Genomic DNA, 19,061 nt, shown 5'->3' with positions numbered 1-19,061 from the left:
AAAGCTGCCTTTGCAGCCAAAATTCATAGTCGTAGTGTGTAATGCATGCATCAGTGAGTGATTACTTCCAAGGTTTTCGGTAATTCACGCCTTGTAAATCCAGTAAAGGAAGATGTGCTTTTAAACGTGATAAATAATCTTCCCAATTACGATGTTGCTGTTTTGTCCAACAAGTCTCGGCAAGAGCAGTAATACGAGGAAAAATCATATAATCCATTCGGGATTGATTATTGATAATTTCACACCACAGTGCGGTTTGAACGCCCCAAATGCGTTTTCTGCTAGGGTCATTTATGGGAATATCAGACAAAGGTTCATAGCGATAGGCCGTCTCTAAAGGCAGAGTATTTGCCCAATCGACTCCGGGTTCTTCTGGGGCATAATCTTGTGTCATATCAAGGTAAGTGGTTTGGGCTGGCTGAAGAACGACATCAAAGCCTTGGCGAGCACAGTTCAACGCCGCTTCCTCACTAAGCCAAGAATAAATAACGGTATCTTTACTGACTTTATTACCATGATGGGCTTCTTCCCAACCCAGCATGCGTTTGCCCAATTTGCGTAATGTGTTTTCTGCATGACGAAGGAAGTGGCCTTGTAGCTCTTTGTGATCAGAGTAGCCATATTGCTCCATCAGAGCTTGGCAAGCTGGGCTGTTTGACCAAACACCGTTAGGCACCTCATCAGCACCAATATGGACGAAAGGGGCTGGGAAAAGTGCAGATATTTCCTCTAAAACTTTATCGATAAACTCATAACTGCCCGGTAATCCTGGGTTAATTACATTGTCATGATAGTGCTGGATGCTTCGATATTGTGTGGCATCTTCATGCTCAACTAATAGGTGCGGTAAAGATTTAATCGCAGCACGGCAGTGTCCAGGGACATCTATTTCTGGAATGATGGTGATACCACGTTGTGTCGCGAATCGAACCACTTCCCTGATTTCATCTTGAGCGTAGTAGCCTCCGTAGCGCTGCCCAAGGTGGCTATATTGAGGCTCAATAATTTCATCAATACCTCGCCAAGCGCCGATTTCTGTTAATTCTGGAAACGCTTTTATTTCAACTCGCCATCCTTCATCATCACTGAGGTGCCAATGAAAAGTGTTGAACTTGTAGTGAGCAAGTAGGTTGATCAACCGCTTTACCTGATCAATAGAATGAAAATGACGAGCACAATCAAGCATCATTCCACGGTAGCGGAAACGTGGGCTGTCATGAATAGAGCAACAGTTGACTTTAAATATCTGAGGATTGTTCGTTGGCTGAACGAGTTGCAATAATGTTGCACAGGCATGGGTAAACCCAGAAGATGATCCTGCTTCAATTTTGAGGGACTCTTCAGTGACTTTGATCCTATAAGCTCCATCATCAAGAGTTGGGTTACTCTTAAATAATATGGTGCCACTGTTGGAGCAGCTCAGTGCAATGTGATGGAGACGTTGGAGTTCTTCCAGTAGCCATGCTCTAGCAGAAAGCGCCAAATCCGTGTGCACAGCCACCCCTGAATTTTGCTCAAAACAGAAGCTGAGGCCATGCATTTCAATATGATTAGGTTTTGGGATTAAGGCAGGCTCACTGCAATCTACGACTGGAATCACACTTCGCTCACGATAAGGTGAGGCTAAAACAATAGGGGTAACTGCAACAGAGTTGCGTTTAGGATGACCATCGACCATAAAATCGACGATGGCTTCTTTAAAACCATCCGAGTAGTAGCGAAGTGGGTTTGAGCCAATACTGAACTCACAGTAGTAGTGATGATTAGCAAGAAGGATCATGCTTTGAGGCGTTAAAGTGCAGAAGCTGCCAATCTGTTGCAATTGCCCATGAGAAATACTGTTGGGCAAAATATAACGATCAAACGCAAAAGAGATCGACCAGTTATGAAGATCGAAATCGCTTAAATTATGAAACGTTAAGCCAAAACGGCAGCTTTGCTTTTGCTCTGAGAGTACAACGAGATCGATGCGATATTCCATACTTATTTCCCTCCGCTCTGAAAAGCATAAAGGTTGTGTTCTGGCTTACCGGCAAACATCAAAGCTCCCTCGATAGCGTCAAATTGTGGAGAGACGATCCAGTTTTGGATTGGTGGAGAAAGCCAAGGCAAAATGCGCTCTGCGATACTGCCCATCAAGCAAATACGTTTGGCGCCTCGTTGATGAAGTGCAACAAGAAACATTTCGATATCGGCGGCGGTCTGTTTGAGTAATTCAATCGCTAGTGCATCACCTTGCTCTGTATATTGAAAAATAGCAGGCGAAAATTGTCCATAGTCACGAGGTAAAGCCTGTTTAGACCAAGCCACGATATTGTCAATGTCATGGTCAAAGTAAGCCATTACATGTTCAGTTAATGGTGTTGTTGGGGTGAGACCGTCTTGAGCTAAAACGACTTGCTGAATAAGGCGTAACCCCATAACGGCGCCGCTGCCTTGATCCGATATTGGAAACTCTCGTCCGCCAACCACATGCTGTTTCAATCCTTGGATAAATAGCCCACACGATCCCGTACCTGCGATCATGATCGCACCGTCTTGACCATTATGTGCGCCTTTACAGGCACCATAGGCATCAGTGTTTAAGGTGAGGCTGGCAAAGGGATGCTTGAGTGCCATAAAAGCTTGCCATGATGCCTTATGTTCTGCGCCAGCTAGAGCAAGACCGACATGCATGGAAGCAAAATCATGTTGCGTTAATCCTGCTTGTTCAGCAGCAGAGGCGATCGCATCCTGTACTGCTTGCATGGCAACCTTCGCTCCTAGCATGATGTTCGCGCTACTGCTTTTGGCTTCACCAATGACTTGTCCTTGTGCGTTTTTGATACGAGCGCGGCAGGAAGTGCCGCCTCCATCAATGCCGACGAAGTACATGCTCATGAATGCGTCTCCTTTGTTGTTTGCTGAGACGACAAAGTTGAGATGTAATTTGCTTGACTCATAATGGCGAGCAGATACCAAGCTGCATGGGGTATCCATTGTTCTCCCCAGCGCCAGCTTTGTAATAGATCATCTTTTTGTTGAGCAGGGTTGAAGGCAATATCTTCTTCATCTTCGAAGCCTGCGGTAATGCCGTTACAAATCCCGCCTTTTGCGTTAAAAAAGCCTTTTTGAGGTAGGTAATCTGGGTTGTTATGACCATGTCCATCAAGCATGCACATATCATAAGGATTTAAGCCGACAATCCAGTTTAATGCGTTGTTTGCATAGTCAGAAAGTTGTTGTCTCATGGATGATGAGTCGATGTAGGGCTGTGCGAGATATGCCATCGAAGATAATGAAGCCAAACGTGCGTTCTCACCTTGCCACCAATAGCCAGACTCATTGTTATGGGCGATAAAAAAAGCATCTTTCTTGGCTTGAGATACAGCTTTAACGTATTGGCGTGGATAGCCGAAAGGGTTGTTTACCTTATTGGTGATTGTGAGTTCAAACTGGCAGGCTTGTTGGACGACTTTTTTGTACTTAACGATAAGGTCAGAATCGTCTTCAATGTTGAGATATTCACATAAAGCGATAACAGGTAACCCTGCTTCTGCGGCATGTGAGTAGGGACGGCTGCCATCATGGTTCGCTGCCCAGAAATGATAGAAAGACTCATCACTGGTTTGGCGAGTACTCAAACGTTCTGCCCAAAAACGACTTTCAGTTAGATAGCGTGCAGACTGAGTAGCTTTAAATAATTCAACACTGGCTAGTAGGGCACAATATTCATCGATAATATTTTCTTCACCATCGTTAAGATACTGCGTATTACATTCCTTAAGATGCCAGTAGCCCTTTTCAGCAGCACTTAAATATTGTTGCTGATTGTATTCTCCATGCGTTTCTAGTTGAGCGGCTGCCGCTAAAGAAGCGATCGATACACCTCCACCTTGTCGAAAGCCAGCTTGATAGTCGTCAAACTTATGTCCGAGTTGAGTCTCATAGGCGCAGATCTCTCGTTGTGAGGTATCTTTACTCCACTTATCAAAAACGGTCATGTAGAAGAAACCCTGTGCGCTTTGCATACGAACAAGAAAATCTGCACCGAAAAGTGCTTCTTCGATTAATCGGATTGAAGTAAATGGTGCCAAATGCTGATGAGTTTTGAGCAGAGACAAACCTTTCAGCATATTCCACACAACCATCGGAATTTGTTGTGGATTGAGGTAATTGGCATAAGATAGGTGACTGAGATATTTACTAACGTCACCAGAGGCGTCGTACCACCCTCCATGGACATCAATGGTTTCTGAACTATTTAGGACAGGGACTTGTTTGTCTTTTTGATCAAAAATGCCACCACAGCGCTGAGATTTAAAGTAGTGTAGGACATCAGATAAGGTCCGTTGTAGCAAAACACCCTCGTTAATCTCGAAACAAGCGGAACGGATATGATCAAATCGAAGATAGTACTTTCCAGGGGTTTGGAAAGAGGAAAAATCAATGGTGTAGAAGTGGCCTTTATGCCAATTGGCAACTCTACCTTGCTTCTCTACGTTGAGTGATGCAACTGTTTGATGGCTATCGGCACATACCAATAACGCATGATAGGAAGATAAACGGGGTTGTCTGGTTTGAATGATGGCTTGTTTAGAGCTTAGGCATTCGTAACCAATATGGTTAATCAGCAGCAGCATTTCATTTCTCCGAGGAAACAAGACACAAGGTAAGGGTAGGCGCAGACCTACCCCTTACTTTGATTAATTTTCAAATAAGTAACAGCGAACAAAGTGATTCTCAGATAATTGAGTGACACCCGGTAATTGCTCGCGACATTTATCGCTAGCATGAGTACATCGACCTGCAAAAGGGCATCCGACTGACTCAGGAGTCCACAACGGGATTTCACCTTTATTGCCCTTTAACTTTTCATGAATGGACTTGGCAGGATCAGGCACCGCTGACACTAAAAGTTGAGTATAAGGGTGCTGTGGATCATGGATGATCTCTTCAGTGTCTCCCCATTCAACCATGTGTCCGACATACATTACCGCTAGGTCTTCTGCGATGTAACGTGCAGTAGCAATATCATGTGTGATGTAAAGAAGAGACATTTGTTTCTCGAACTTCATCTCTTCCATTAAGTTGAGGACACCCGCTCGGATTGAAACGTCCAGCATAGAGGTTGGTTCATCAGCTAAAACAACCTCCGCACCTACTGCAATATTACGGGCTAAGTTGACGCGTTGACGTTGACCGCCCGAAAGTTGGTGAGGGAACTTTTGGGCGGTTTCTTTAGGTGGAATCAGGCCAACTTGTTCCAGTAAGCTATAGACTCGATCTTCAAGTTCCTTCTTATTACTCGGCGAGACTTTTTTATGAATCAGTAACGGACGAGCAATATGATGGAAGATATTGTGTGTTGGGTTGAGTGAGCCAAATGGGTCTTGCCATACCATTTGTACCCCTTCACGGTAGGACATGAGATCCTGCTTGGAAGTAATGTCCTGAATGTCACGGCCCTTATATTCGATCAGACCATGAGTCGGTGCGTACATCTTTGCGATCATTTTCGCCGTGGTTGATTTGCCCGAGCCCGATTCTCCAACAACAGATAAACCACGGCCTTTGTACATTTTGAATGATACGTCGTTGATTGCACGCATCTTCGATTGCTTAATTGAGTTACTGTTTAAAGGGAAGTCTTTGACGACATTCTTACCTTCAATCAACAGTTCGCCGAGCTGTTTGCTCATAATTCTCTCCAATGTCATTTCTTATTAGCCAGCTTTACTGCTTTTTAAATTAAACCTTCGCTTGAGCAATCATATCGCTATACAAATGGCAGTTTGATAGACGGCTTGGTTCAACTTCACGCAGCTTCGTTGGTATTCTTGTGCACGCTTCGTGGACTCGATCACAGCGAGCTTGGAAACGGCAACCTTTAGGAACTTCCAATAAGTTCAATGGGTTGCCAGGAATACCCGTGAGTTTTGTTTTAGGGCCAGTAAGAGGAGGGAAAGAGCTACCCAAACCTTTTGTGTAAGGGTGGTAAGGACTTTCCAATATTTGCTTAGAAGGTGCGACTTCAATGAGCTCACCTGAATACATGATGCCGATACGGTCTGAGAATTCGACCATCAAAGATAAATCATGTGTAATGAAAAGGATGGAAAAACCAAACTCTTCTTTCAGCGCATAAATCTTTTGTAAAATTTCGCGTTGAACGACAACATCAAGTGCTGTGGTCGGTTCATCCATGATGATCATTTTTGGGTTAAGCGCCAAAGCAATCGCGATAACCAAGCGTTGTCGCATGCCCCCAGAGAATTGGTGTGGGTAATCACTTAAACGGCTTGGGTGAATATCAACGATTTCCAGTAGACCTTCAGCACGTACTTTCGCTTGAGCTCGAGTCATGTTGGTATGACGCATGATCACATCACAAAACTGCTCTTCCATTGTTAGAACAGGGTTGAGTGCGTTCATTGCACTTTGAAAAACCATCGACATCTCACTCCAGCGGAAAGCTTGCATACGCTCGTCGCTGTACTTAAGAATATCTTCACCGTTGAAGATAACTTGTCCACCGGTGATAAATGCTGGTGGCTTATGTAAACGCATCAATGAGAAAGCGACCGTTGATTTTCCACAACCTGATTCACCAGCAAGGCCGAAGACTTCTCCTGGTGCAATATCAAAGCTGACGTTATTACAGGCACGGACATCGCCAGCATCTGTAATGTAGTCTACGCATAGGTTACGGATAGAAATGAGAGGTGCAGTCATGATTATTTATCTCCGCTCCATAGTGCATTTTGTGGTGCCAATTCTGGCTCGCGTTCTTGTTTGTCTTGCTGAGCGAGTTTTTTCCAACGCTTCATACCTTTGTGAGAACGAAGTTGTGGGTTAGCAATTTCATCAACAGCAAAGTTCAGTAGAGCAAGACCTGTGACCAGCAAAGTGAGGGCTAGACATGGTGCTAAGACTTCCCACCAAGCGCCGATCAGCATAGCTGACGAGGTTTGAACGTTGTACAGCATGATGCCCCAACTTACGGTATTTGGATCACCCAATCCGAGGAAAGAAATTACGGCTTCGGTATTGATTGCCAGCATGACAGAACCAATAAAGCTCGCGCCTACGATTGGAATAAGGTTTGGTAAAATCTCAACAAAGATGATGCGGAATGAAGATTCGCCTAATACTTCTGCGGCTTTAACGAACTCTTTTTCACGCAAGGCCATGGTTTGGGCTCGAACAACCCGAGCACCCCATGCCCATGAGGTTCCGGCAATGATTAAGGCGATAGTGACAGGGCCTGCTTGACCAATGAAAGCAGCAAGTACGAACAGCAATGGGTATTGTGGAATGACCAACATGATATTCATTGCAGCACTGAGTACATCATCTACTCGGCCGCCAAAGTAACCTGCAGAAATACCAATGACCGTGGCGAGGAAACACACGATGATCCCTGCACCGAAGCCAACACCTAGTGACACTCGTGCACCATAAACCACCTGTGACCATATATCGCGTCCCATACGAGAGGTACCCAATGCGTGGTCAGCTTCTTTAGACATAATCATTGTACGGCGATCGTCTGCAAGGTTATTGGCTACCCACCCATCAGGATTATTTTGGGCTTGTTTGACTATTAAGCCTGGATACTCGTGTGGGTTACCGGTGCGTTTGTCAGGTGCGTGCTTGGTTATCCAAGGTGCAGCGAGTGCAGCGAAGACAAACAGAGTAATGATGGCTAAGCCGACACGGGCGAAAGCGTTACCTAAAATCAGTTTCAATAAATTTTTCATGATTATTTGCCTCCCTTACGTAGGCGAGGATCTAAAATCATGTACAGCATGTCAGCCATTAAGTTAAAGCACAGCATAAACATCGTCATGATAATGAGCTGACCTTGAAGTACTTGGTAGTCACGAGCGTGAATCGCATTTAAAAGAACGGTGCCTAGACCTGGGTAGTTGAAGATCATTTCAATGATAAGTTGACCACCAATGGCCATACCTAAAGACATTGAAAGGGCCGTGACACTTGGTAATAGTGCATTTCGAGCTGCGTAATTGAATACAACGCGGTTTTCGCTTAATCCCTTACCTTTGGCCATCGTGATGTAATCTTCTGCCAGTAAGTTGATCATGTTATTGCGCATGTTGACGAGGAAACCGCCGATTTGAACGACAGTGGCACAAAATAGAGGCAGTACAGCGTGGTAACCCACGTTTTTTAAGAACTCCCAGCTTGTCCAATCAGGCACGGTACCTGGAGTGTATGCGTAACCAGATGGGAACCATTTGAGGCCAATGGCAAACACAAAAAGTGCCAGCATTGCGATAACCATTTGCGGGATAGCTTGAATGATCAGTGTGCCTGGAGTCACAAAGACATCGTATTTACTGCCGCGTTTCCAAGCGGCGAAAATCCCCAAGATTGAAGCTAGAGAGAATGACAGGATAACCGCTGTTCCCGCAAGGAAGAGTGACCAACCAAATGCACTTCCCAGTAAAGAGTTAACGGAAAGAGGATAGAATTGGATGGATGTTCCCAATTCCCAGCTAAGAATATTTTTGATGTATGACAGATATTGAATGTAAATAGGACCATCGACGAATCCCAACAGCTCTTTCATAGCTGCAATTCGCTCTGGTGTTACCTGAACCGAGGCGTTAGCAAACATCATGGTAACTGGGTCACCAGGCATTGCTCTTGGAATAATGAAATTTAACGTCGCAGCAACCAAGAGTGCGACTAAATAGAATGACAAACGTCTTAAAAAATAACCCATAACTCATACCTTACTTACCCAGATTTTTCCCTGTTTCTGGTTTCAGGTCGCCTCAATCAAATTGAGAGCGAAAAATCCCCTGACGACGGGCGCCATACTGGTGTAGTCACAAGGGAATTTTTATAAGCGGCACATGATTGTGCCGCGAGACATGAACTTCTACTTATTCAACTGGTTTTAAATCCAATACGTGTAGTAGACGCTCAGGAATACCAGCCCAAATGTTTGGACGGCCTTTCGGGTTCTTTTCATCCCACCAACCAGTAAAGCGAGTGGTATTGTATTGGTACATGTAAGCACCAGACAGAACTGGAACAGTCACTTGATCCTGAGCAATGATTTGCTGGATACCATGAGCAATCTTTAACTGCTCTTGTTTATCTGCAGTTTTGTAGAAGCTGTTGAGTAGGCCATCTAGCTTATCATTTTTGTAGAAGTGCATTGCAAAACGAGGCATACCATCACCAGCTTGCAGAGCTGAGTTGTAAGCGCTGTTCCAGTATGTGAATGGGTCTGCACCGTGGAAGTAGTTGGTATAAGCGACGTCGTACGTACCTTCAAGCATTGCTTGGTTGTAGACTGAGAAGTCAGGTGTACGTGCACGTGCTTTAATGCCGACTTCTGCTAATTGCTCAACAGCTAGTTGGACGGTGTTGTTGAAGTCAGTCCAGCCATTTGGAGACTGAATAAGCAATTCGAAAGACTTGCCTGATGGCGTATCAACAAAGCCGTCTTTGTTTACGTCTTTGAAGCCCGCCTTAGAAAGCAGTTTCTTAGCACCTTCTACGTTGTAAGAGTTGTAGCCTTTGTACTTGTCATGAGTTTTTTCATCAGACCATGCTTCAAACGCATAGCCAAGACCTGATGCGAAGTCATTGACAGTACCGCCACCATAGAAAGCGATATCGATAATAGTCTGACGGTCAAGCGCCATTGAGAATGCACGACGGAACTCTACATTGTTCAGTGCTTCATTTTTAGCCGCATCCGGGTTTTTGAAGTTTACGACAAAAGCCTGTGTGCCTGACGGCGGGTACCAGTAATGGTGTTTAGGGCTAGATGCTGCGTACGTGCGGTCAATATCAGGAATGAAAGAAGATGACCAGTCAAGCTCACTGTTAACGACCTTACCTAAGAATTGATCGTTGTTAGCGATTTGTGGAACTCGTAAACAATCTACATCTAGGTTAGCGGCATCCCAGTAATTTGGGTTTTCACACTGGAGGTAAAGTTGTGGTGTGAAGGTTGCGATTTCAGTGAATGGACCTGAGCCTACTGGATTTTCATTAGTGAAAGTCGCTGGGTTTTTGACTTTACTCCAAATATGCTTCGGTACAACTGGAACTTTAGCAATTTCGTAAGGAACGTTTGAGTTTGCTTCACTCAAAGTAAACTTAACAGTGAAATCATCCACTTTTTCTACGCCAGTAACCCAAGAATTGATACCGGATTGATCAAGCTCTGGTTTTTCTTTAACGAGATTGAAAGAGTAAACCACATCATCAGCGCTAAATGTTTTACCGTCAGACCATTTTACGCCTTTACGAATATCAAAAGTAACGCTTAAAAGGTCGTCTGACATTTTGTAATCTTCAGCAAGACGAAATACCGGTGTGTTACCATGCATTTCGTTGAAGATAACGAGGGGTTCATAAATAAAATCTGTTGTAGTGTGTAGGTTTGTTGCACCCAAGAATGGGTTAAAGTTACGCACTAAAGTAGAATACTCTTTTGGGTGTACTGTAAGTACATTGCGCTCTGCAGCGTTCGCTACTGCGGCAAAACCAGACGTAGCTGTGGCAATCATTGCTGTTGCTAGTGCTGTTTTTTTAATATTGGCAAGCATAGCTGTTCCTTACTATTTATTTGCTTTCATTTCACTAATGGATTGGCGTGTCGTCAATTTGACTCACCCACTAAGATTTACCTCTTCTGCCTGTGAAATTTCAGTCATAAGACATCTACGAATCAGGGCTAAGAGTGGCCTGTAAACCTTAGCTAAGCGTAAGAAAACACTTTATCCATAAATTAATCAAATACGTTACCCGTTAAAAACGTTAAAAGTGGGGCTAACTCCGTAACAAACGTCATTTTGCTGTATTTTTACTCGATTCTATTGTGTCGATAAATTTTGATATGTGTCGCAACTGCTGTTGTGAATGATTTTTTATGTTAGTACTTACTTATCTTTTTAGCCTTTAAAATCTTAGCTTCTGTGTACTTTAGATACTTTGTCGATCTGGCTCACATCGATATTCTACAAGGATTAACATGTTTATATTCAATATGTCGTTCTGTTGTGATTGGCTTCGCAATCTCTATCAATAGTTAGTGTGGGTTTGGTAGTGATAGTTTATTGATTTCAAAATACTGTATTTATATTGGTGTCAATATTCATAATCTGAATTAAATATCTTGATGTCAATTAGGTAGGCATTGGTGAAAACAAAGCCCTACCGTATGGCAGGGCTGGTGGTTTGAAATTCGAGCGGTTTTTACAAAGGTTTAATTGGTGAGCAATCTTTGTAACTTATTCTTTTGTGCTTCAATATAGCTTCGTTCAGGGCTTTGCTCTTTGCAATGTTCAAGGATAAACTCAATCGAACTAAGCACCGTTCGCCAACGTGGTGTTTTAGGTAAGGTCTCTAGGCGCATGTATTTGTCCAGTGTCCGAGTTTGCAGTGTGCTTCGGTCAAGATAGACTCGCCATAGGCCACTTTGTTCGGCAAAAGCAAATTTGCTCTCTCCAGTACTTGATTCCCAATAAGCCAAAGCATGTGTAATTGTGTCGACGAGAATTTCTCGTAAAAGTTCTTGTTTGTCTTTTTTGCTACCCAGTGCTTTATCAGCCAGGCGGGTGAATTCCCCACCCAGTTCCTTGAGCTTTTGTAACTGCTCTTTGTCTCCGTCGAAGGCGTAGCATGATAAGACTTCAACAGCGGTTTCTAAATTATGGATTCGGGTTGCATTAATGCCACCACCTATATTAAAGATGTACATAACATCCAAGCCCGACTCTTCAGGCAATTTAAGAATATCAGCTTCAATACTTTGGCGGATATCTTCAATGTAAATATCAATATTGCCGCAATAATGGGATTGAGTAACGGTTAAGTATTTTGGCGCAATAAGTTCATCTGCAGATGAGCGTTTCAATTGTTCCAGATTGCGTTTAAACAGTTTGCATGCGGCTTCGTTAGCAAAACGAATACGATGGTCTTCACGTAAGCAGATGATCGCTTCTGGAGCCGACTCAAGTTGTTCCAGCAAACGCCCTTGGGTTTCAAGTAAGCTTGCTTCCACTTCTGCGCGTTTACGCAACTCCGATTCTAACAGTTGATTTTCAACATGGCGCATCTCTGCTTTACTGGCGGTTAAATGAGCTTGAATGCGCGCTGCTAATTCATGTTTGCTAAAGGGTTTTGACAGATAATCATTTGCTCCTGCTTCAAAGCCTTTTAAGCGCTCTTCTGTTTGGCTGAGTGCCGTTAACATAATTATAGGTAGCTCGGCGTGGTCATACATATTACGTAATTGACTGCAAACCTCATAGCCACTCATGCCTGGCATCATCACATCAAGCAGGAGTAGATCGGGTTTCTCTTTTTCGACTAATTCGATGATATCGGGTCCATCGCAAGCGGTTCTGATCCTGTAGCCTTCAATGCGAAGAAAGCTCTCCAAAACTCGTAAGTTGACCGGCTCATCATCCGCAATATAAAGCAATGGTCCATCTGAAGATTCAGGTAACGTTAATGGTTGAGCAGTTTCTAAATAGACCTCAGGAGCTTGGAAATGATCATATTGGTCTAAATGTCGTGTTGCTTGAATCTCATCTTCACTCGCTCGTGGCAAAGTAAAACTAAAGGTTGTCCCTACCATGGGCTGGCTGCTGACATAGAGTGAACCGTCCATAAGCTCAATTAACTGTCGGCTGATAGAAAGCCCTAACCCTGCTCCCTGACGATAGCGACCAGTATCATGACTAGCTTGAATAAGTGGTTCGAAAATATGTTCTAGGGCCTCTGCAGGTATACCTTGCCCTGTATCAACCACTTGTACACGAATTTGTTCATCAACCACGGTCGCGGAAATGACCACTTTCCCTTCCGGTGTGTATTTGATCGCATTACCAATTAAGTTATATAAAACTTGTTCTAATCGTTGCGGATCGGCTGAAACGGGAGGTAAATCAGCGGGGACTTGATTGATGATACGAATGGTTTTGTTGCCCAGCAAATGATTCGATAACTCAAGCACTAAACGTGTCGCACTCGCCAGGCTAACGGCAGACTTCTGAATTTCCATATTGCCATAACGCATTTTATGATAATCCAATAAGTCGTCGACCAAGTTAGCTAAGCGTTGACCGCTTTTTATGATGATATCAAGTTGGTATTGCTGATGCTTTGGTAACACGCCATTAGCGCCAGACACCAGCGTCTCGGCAATACCGATCATGCCGTGCAGTGGCGTTCTCAGCTCATGGGAAGTGGTGGCCAAAAACTCATCTTTTAGCTTATTCGCCAGTTGCAGATCTTCGTTTTGTTTTTTGATGAGAGTGAGGTTGCTTTCCAACTCTTCATTCTGCTGCTTTATGGTTTGAATTTTTTCTCTGATAGAGCGTTGCATGCGTTGAAAGCTTTGAGCAAGACGGCCTATTTCATCTTTTCGATGAGTATCAAAAATCGTGTCATCAAGATCACCCGCAGAAACTTTTTCTGCTCCCCAAGTTAATTGTAATAGTGGTGCTGTGATGAAATTTGATAAATAGTGAGAAGCAATGACCACTAATAAAATCGCGACCACCATGGCTATTACAAACAGCTTTTGTAGCTGGTGAACACGTGCAAATGCTTCTTTCTCAGGAAGTTGAATAATCAGAGCCCAAGTGACACCGTGAGTTTTTATTGGTGTGAAGGCGGCGATTATCTCTTCTTGTTGACCATTGCCGTAGGTCATAACGTCAATATTGCCTGAGAGCGACTGAGCGATGACTTTAGCGCTATTTTCAATCTCTTTAGGCTTAATGTTACTCGTAATAGGATTGTTGTTATTACCGACTAATAAAGCTTCAATCGACACATTGTGTTTGTTGTCTGCAAGAAGTTTGGTGATGCCATTATTAGGCAGCCTAAACATAGCGTAGCTGTGTAGGTAACCTTGTTGGATGATAGGTGCGCCCATCCAAGCCACAGACTCGCCGTTTTCTGGAGTAAAATCTGAAAACACCACAGGAGTGTAATCTTCGTTACTCTTGCGATTTTTGCTGACATCTTCAGTAAGGCGTTTAAACGTCTGTCCTAAAATGCTGTCTTTGTAGTGGCCTGTCAGTAAGTTGGTGCCGTAGTTATCATCTTTATTCGCTGAATAGGTTACATTACCATCCAGATCGACTAAGAGAATATCGGTGAAATCAGAACGTTTGAGTAACTCTAAATAAGCCCAATGATAGCGCTTATGTAGTAATCGGTAGCGTTCACTACCTAGGTAGTTGTTCGACTCCGGAAGGGTAGAGGTTTTAATTTGGTCGCCACTGCTGGTGATATAACGTTGTTGGGCATTTTCTCTTGCTTCATCCATATTTTGCCCTAATTGGCTGAAAGCATTGACAAGGCCATAGAAGCGACCGCCACTTGCATAAGCTAATTCCGAACGTACAAACCCCATGACTTCGGTTTCTTTTGTGGTCAAATAGTCAATGATTTGCTGCTGTTTAGTGTCTCGAACAGACAGTAAATGTGATGTGCTTTGTTCTTGCAAATCTTGGCTGTGAGAATGAAGGAAAAAAATCGCAATGATGGTCAGAGGCGTAATACTCAGCACCAAAAATGCGGACATTAAAGTGCTTTGTAAACGCTTAAATTTCTGATTTTTATAAAACTTAAACATGGATAAGATTACAACTCATAAAAGGCTGATGCCTAAAAGAGGCATCGGCAAGACTCTCGTCAAAATAGACAGAAGTTAAACCAGATAGAATTGACAAAATTAACGAGTTTTTTTTCTTTGACAAGAAAGTTGGTTGTAAAGCGTGGTGAATGACGCAGTTTTTATCGAATGACAGATGGTTGAGCGCTTGCTCAACCACGTTGTTTATCGCGAGTTTGTTTTATTAACCCGAGGTCGCTCTACTAAGCTTTCTTGGCGTAATAAATAGCAAACTTATTGGTTTTGTTTAGAGTGTCACATTGTTTGAAGGCTCGTTCAATGATCGGAGGATATTGTAAGAAGCTATTCGCTACAATGATGAGCTCTCCTTCTCTTGTCATATAGTTTGGTGCTTGCCCTAGTAGTGTTTCTGCTGCGTTGTAATTCGTGTCTAAGCCACTATGAAAAGGTGGATTACTAATGATAAAGCGGTAATCTTTACTAGTATCAGAATAGATATCTGAAGCGAAAACATGTCCAGATAGGCCATTTGCGATGAGTGTTTCTTGGCTGGACGTTATCGCGTAGGCATTGATATCACACATTTCAATGCTGATACCTGGGTTGGTTTTAGCCATGAAAGCCCCTAACACTCCTGCGCCACAGCCAAAATCAAGCACTTTGCCCGAGAGAGCCGGGAGTGTTTCTAATAATAGGCGACTACCAAGATCAAATTCACCGTGGCTAAAAACGCCAGGTAGACTTTTAACGGTAAGTGATTGCTCACCGAGCGTGACGTTATAAGATTTAAACCAATCGGCTTGTATGAATGGTTGAGCTTCGTTAAGACAGCTTCCCCAGTAGAATGAACAGCGACGAGCAGAGTCATACTTTTTGACTATGCCGTAGGGGGTAAACATTTTTTCAACGCTTTTTATTCCTGAGCGGTTTTCACCCACGATGACGATTTCTGTGCCGACACCGAGTTTTGCCATCAACATCGCAAGCAAATACTCGGCTTCCGCCTTCGCTTTTGGCCAATAAAGTAAGATCATGTCCGCTTGCGTTGGGAGATCGAATTGGGAGCCAAAGTGGCTTTTAATCGATTCAATGTCACGGACTTGACGATAATAGCTGTAATTAGATGTAAAGATCTCAACCGACTCACAGTAGTTTGCTAATTCGACAGGGAATAAATCTTCTACCTCACCGGCAACTAATACGTGTTTGCCTTTAAAGTACTCGATTTGACGTTGAGCTATTTGGCTTGGAGCAATGTAAGCAGACATAAATTTGGTTCATCAGAAAGCATTTGGGCCTGATTTTCTCATAATCTGGCCCAAGCATGAAGAGGGAGATTCTTAGCTGTTGTCTTGTTCATCGAGGAAGTCTTTAAATTCCTCTTCGTAGATATTAAACAGCACCATAGTGATAGCAAAGATCAAAGGCCCGTAGATTAAGCCGATCAAGCCGAATAAATGAATTCCGCCTAAGAGCGAAAAAAAGATCATTAATGTATTCATGCCTGCCCCGTTTTGCATTAAAAGCGGGCGGAGTAAATTATCGATGGAGCCGACTACGACAATACTCCAAATCGTCAGGAAAATTGCCCAAGTAGTGTCACCAGTAAGGAATAAGTAAGTCGCTGCTGGGATCCAAATTAAAGCAGTTCCAACCACTGGAATGAAAGAAGCAAAACCGATCATCGTCCCCCAAAATAAGCCAGGAAAGCCAGCAACCCACATGCCGAATCCGCCAGCAAAACCTTGTGCAATGGCGGTTAAAAATGAGCCCATTACCGCTGATTTTGAGACTTGTTCTATTTCAGTAAGAATCTTGTCTTCTTGGCTGCGTGAAAGGGGCAAGATGTGTCGAATAGCTGAAATGATCTTATCGTGATCGCGTAATAAAAAGAATAACACGAACAGCATTAAGAAAAAGTCCATCAAGAAGTTCGTAGCGTCACCCAGAATTTTTGCACTGATAGCAACAAGGTTTGTTCCAAATGTTGTTGCAAACTGGCCAACCTTTTCTGCAATTTCTTTTGGTTCAATTTTATCAAATGGGAGGTATTCATTGATGAATGCTAACCCTTTGACAACCCAAGGGTGTTGAAAAACATCTTGAATACCACCACTGGCAACCCATTTATAGGTGTTTTGTGAAAAAACCGAACCTTGTTGAACTAAAGCCGCAAAGACGAAGAGTAGCGGGATCACAATAATAAAGGTGAGTACAATGCAAGACAGTAATGAAACCACATTTTTATGCCGTGGTAACTTTTGTTCTATCCAACCATGAATAGGGAACATGAGGAGAGAGAGAATAAATGCCATGACGATAGAGTTGATGTAAGGCTCTACCAAGAAATAACAAGCTAAACCTGCACCGAGTAATGCCGCGACAAGGACTCGGTGGCTTGAATTGATTTTTAGATTATTTTGCATGCGATGAATCCAACTTACGGATGATTGAGATGTACGCTGATATCACAGCGTCAAATCGTAACGACTTTGCACCAACGACTTTTTCAAGCCTATGATAAAGCTGAATTGGGAAGGAGCAACTGACCTTGTTATAATGGCCATAAATCAGGTTGTTATCAATCAAGAGATAGAAAAATGGGCTGTTGTAACGATGATAAAAAGTGCCAAGGTCAAAGCAAAACCAAACGTATACCATGGTTTGGTATTGTTATTGGTGTACTCGCCATTCTCGTGATTTTTCATTGGCAAACATAGTTGAGACTATAAAAAAGGACCCTGAAGGTCCTTTTTTTGCTTTTGGTCGTCAAGTAAAAAGCTTACTTAGATTCTTCTGCTAGAATCGCGAAACAACGATCGGCGGCTTCTAGTGTTGCGTCAATCTCTTTTGAGCCATGAGCCAGAGACGTGAAGCTTGCTTCGAATGCTGATGGGGCAAGGTAGACACCATGATTTAGCATGAGGTGGAAGAAACGTTTGAAGCGCTCGATGTCACACTTGGCCACGTCTTCGTAGCAAGTGATGACTTCTTGGTCAGTAAAGAAGAAGCCGAACATGCCACCAACTTGGTTTACTACCATTGGTATTCCGTGTTTTTCAGCCAGCACTTTGAAGCCTTCGGCAAGCTGTTTTGTTTTAGCTGCAAGACGTTTTTCATTACCTTCCTGTTTAAGAAGGTTCAAACATGCAAAGCCCGCAGCCATAGCTACAGGATTACCTGAAAGTGTCCCTGCTTGGTAAACTGGACCTGTTGGCGCAACGTATTGCATGACTTCTTTACGGCCACCGAAAGCCCCCACAGGCATACCACCACCGATTACTTTACCTAGCGTTGTTAGGTCTGGTTTGATGTTGTAGTGAGCTTGTGCGCCACCCAGAGCCACACGGAAGCCTGTCATAACTTCATCAAAAATCAGTAGTGCGCCTTCTTGATCACAGATTTCGCGCAGACCTTCGTGGAACCCTTCTACTGGAGGGATACAGTTCATATTGCCCGCTACTGGTTCAACGATGATACATGCGATTTCACCTTTGTTTGCTGCAAAAAGCTCACGTACTGAATCGAGATCGTTAAATGTTGCTGTTAGAGTATGCTTAGCAAAATCAGCAGGGACACCAGGTGAACTTGGTTGACCTAGGGTTAACGCGCCGGAACCTGCTTTGACGAGTAAGCTATCAGCATGGCCATGGTAGCAGCCTTCAAATTTCATGATCTTGTCGCGACCCGTAAAGCCACGTGCTAGACGGATTGCACTCATGGTAGCTTCAGTACCAGAGCTGACCATGCGAATTTGTTCCATAGAAGGGACTAGCTCTGAAACAAGTTCAGCCATGGCGATTTCCATTTCTGTTGGTGCGCCAAAGCTGAGACCGCGTTGAGCGGCATCAATCACAGCTTCACGGATCACGACATGGTTGTGGCCAAGGATCATGGGACCCCAAGAGCCAACATAGTCGATATAGGCTTTACCATCGGCATCAAAAATTAAGGCACCATCGGCACGTTCAATAAATAGTGGAGAGCCACCCACTCCATTAAAAGCACGAACTGGTGAGTTGACGCCACCAGGAATGGTTTGCTGAGCTTTTTGGTATAGCTCGGATGATTTGGTCATGGGGGATCCTCTTTTTATTGTTCAGACCTGTCTGTGCCCAAGTATTTTTGCGACCATTTGGGCATCTACCTAACGGTTTGAGGTAAGTTAGGTGTATGTATTGTACCTAGCAAAATCATAGTTAGAAACGTTTTGGTTAATTTATCTTGTTATATACCCAAGTGTTCTCAAGGTTACTTGGGTATATATCATTATATTGGGCAACGAGATATTCGGTTTTTATCGTGAGTGCTTGATATAAAAATATGCTGAGCGGGCAAAGAATCATAGGTGAATACTTGAACGAACTGGTCAGGTATTAGATAATCGAGTTAATTAGGATAAATTTGACGTTTTGCCTTGAGGCGGACGCATGACACG

Annotated in this window: 12 protein-coding genes; all 12 read right to left on the bottom strand. The window is 43.5% G+C overall.

The window, feature by feature from the left end; translation table 11 throughout:
- Positions 1-61: 61 nt before the first annotated feature.
- The 12 genes from BS333_RS11140 to hemL all read right to left on the bottom strand — a co-directional run bounded on the left by BS333_RS11140 (position 62) and on the right by hemL (position 18,701).
- Positions 62-1,981 carry a beta-N-acetylhexosaminidase gene (locus BS333_RS11140; RefSeq protein ID WP_021710606.1) on the bottom strand — a complete coding sequence of 640 codons (1,920 nt, stop codon included), beginning with the start codon at positions 1,979-1,981 and terminating at the stop codon, positions 62-64.
- Positions 1,982-1,983: 2 nt separating this feature from the next.
- Positions 1,984-2,880, bottom strand: coding sequence for a glucosamine kinase nucleotide-binding domain-containing protein (locus BS333_RS11135; protein ID WP_021710607.1), 897 nt, complete (start codon positions 2,878-2,880; stop codon positions 1,984-1,986).
- A complete protein-coding gene (locus BS333_RS11130) occupies positions 2,877-4,622 on the bottom strand; it encodes a glycoside hydrolase family 9 protein (protein ID WP_021710608.1) in 1,746 nt (581 codons plus the stop codon). The genes BS333_RS11135 and BS333_RS11130 overlap by 4 nt, the downstream gene beginning before the upstream one ends.
- A gap of 63 nt (positions 4,623-4,685) precedes the next feature.
- The gene (locus BS333_RS11125; RefSeq protein WP_021710609.1) at positions 4,686-5,681 is read right to left on the bottom strand and encodes an ABC transporter ATP-binding protein; all 996 of its coding nucleotides are present in this window, start codon (positions 5,679-5,681) and stop codon (positions 4,686-4,688) included.
- 49 nt (positions 5,682-5,730) lie between these two features.
- The gene (locus tag BS333_RS11120; protein ID WP_021710610.1) at positions 5,731-6,714 is read right to left on the bottom strand and encodes an ABC transporter ATP-binding protein; all 984 of its coding nucleotides are present in this window, start codon (positions 6,712-6,714) and stop codon (positions 5,731-5,733) included.
- Positions 6,715-6,716: 2 nt separating this feature from the next.
- Complete coding sequence (locus BS333_RS11115) at positions 6,717-7,742, bottom strand: ABC transporter permease (protein WP_021710611.1); 1,026 nt, start codon at positions 7,740-7,742, stop codon at positions 6,717-6,719.
- A gap of 2 nt (positions 7,743-7,744) precedes the next feature.
- On the bottom strand, positions 7,745-8,731 hold the full coding sequence (locus BS333_RS11110; protein WP_021710612.1) for an ABC transporter permease: 987 nt from the start codon (positions 8,729-8,731) through the stop codon (positions 7,745-7,747).
- Positions 8,732-8,894: 163 nt separating this feature from the next.
- Positions 8,895-10,577, bottom strand: coding sequence for an ABC transporter substrate-binding protein (locus BS333_RS11105; protein WP_021710613.1), 1,683 nt, complete (start codon positions 10,575-10,577; stop codon positions 8,895-8,897).
- Between the two features lie 659 nt (positions 10,578-11,236).
- A complete protein-coding gene (locus BS333_RS11100) occupies positions 11,237-14,623 on the bottom strand; it encodes a hybrid sensor histidine kinase/response regulator (protein ID WP_021710614.1) in 3,387 nt (1,128 codons plus the stop codon).
- Positions 14,624-14,865: 242 nt separating this feature from the next.
- Positions 14,866-15,891 (bottom strand): 16S rRNA (guanine(1207)-N(2))-methyltransferase RsmC, encoded by a 1,026-nt coding sequence (gene rsmC / locus BS333_RS11095; protein ID WP_021710615.1) that lies wholly within the window; start codon positions 15,889-15,891, stop codon positions 14,866-14,868.
- Between the two features lie 72 nt (positions 15,892-15,963).
- Positions 15,964-17,049 (bottom strand): AI-2E family transporter, encoded by a 1,086-nt coding sequence (locus BS333_RS11090; protein WP_021710616.1) that lies wholly within the window; start codon positions 17,047-17,049, stop codon positions 15,964-15,966.
- Positions 17,050-17,405: 356 nt separating this feature from the next.
- Entirely contained in the window at positions 17,406-18,701 is a 1,296-nt protein-coding gene (hemL, locus tag BS333_RS11085) for a glutamate-1-semialdehyde 2,1-aminomutase (protein WP_021710617.1), read from the bottom strand.
- Positions 18,702-19,061: the final 360 nt, after the last annotated feature.

Source organism: Vibrio azureus, assembly GCF_002849855.1.
Lineage (GTDB): Bacteria > Pseudomonadota > Gammaproteobacteria > Enterobacterales > Vibrionaceae > Vibrio > Vibrio azureus.
Note: the sequence above shows the minus strand (reverse complement) of the source record. Positions and strands in the feature narration are given on the sequence as shown.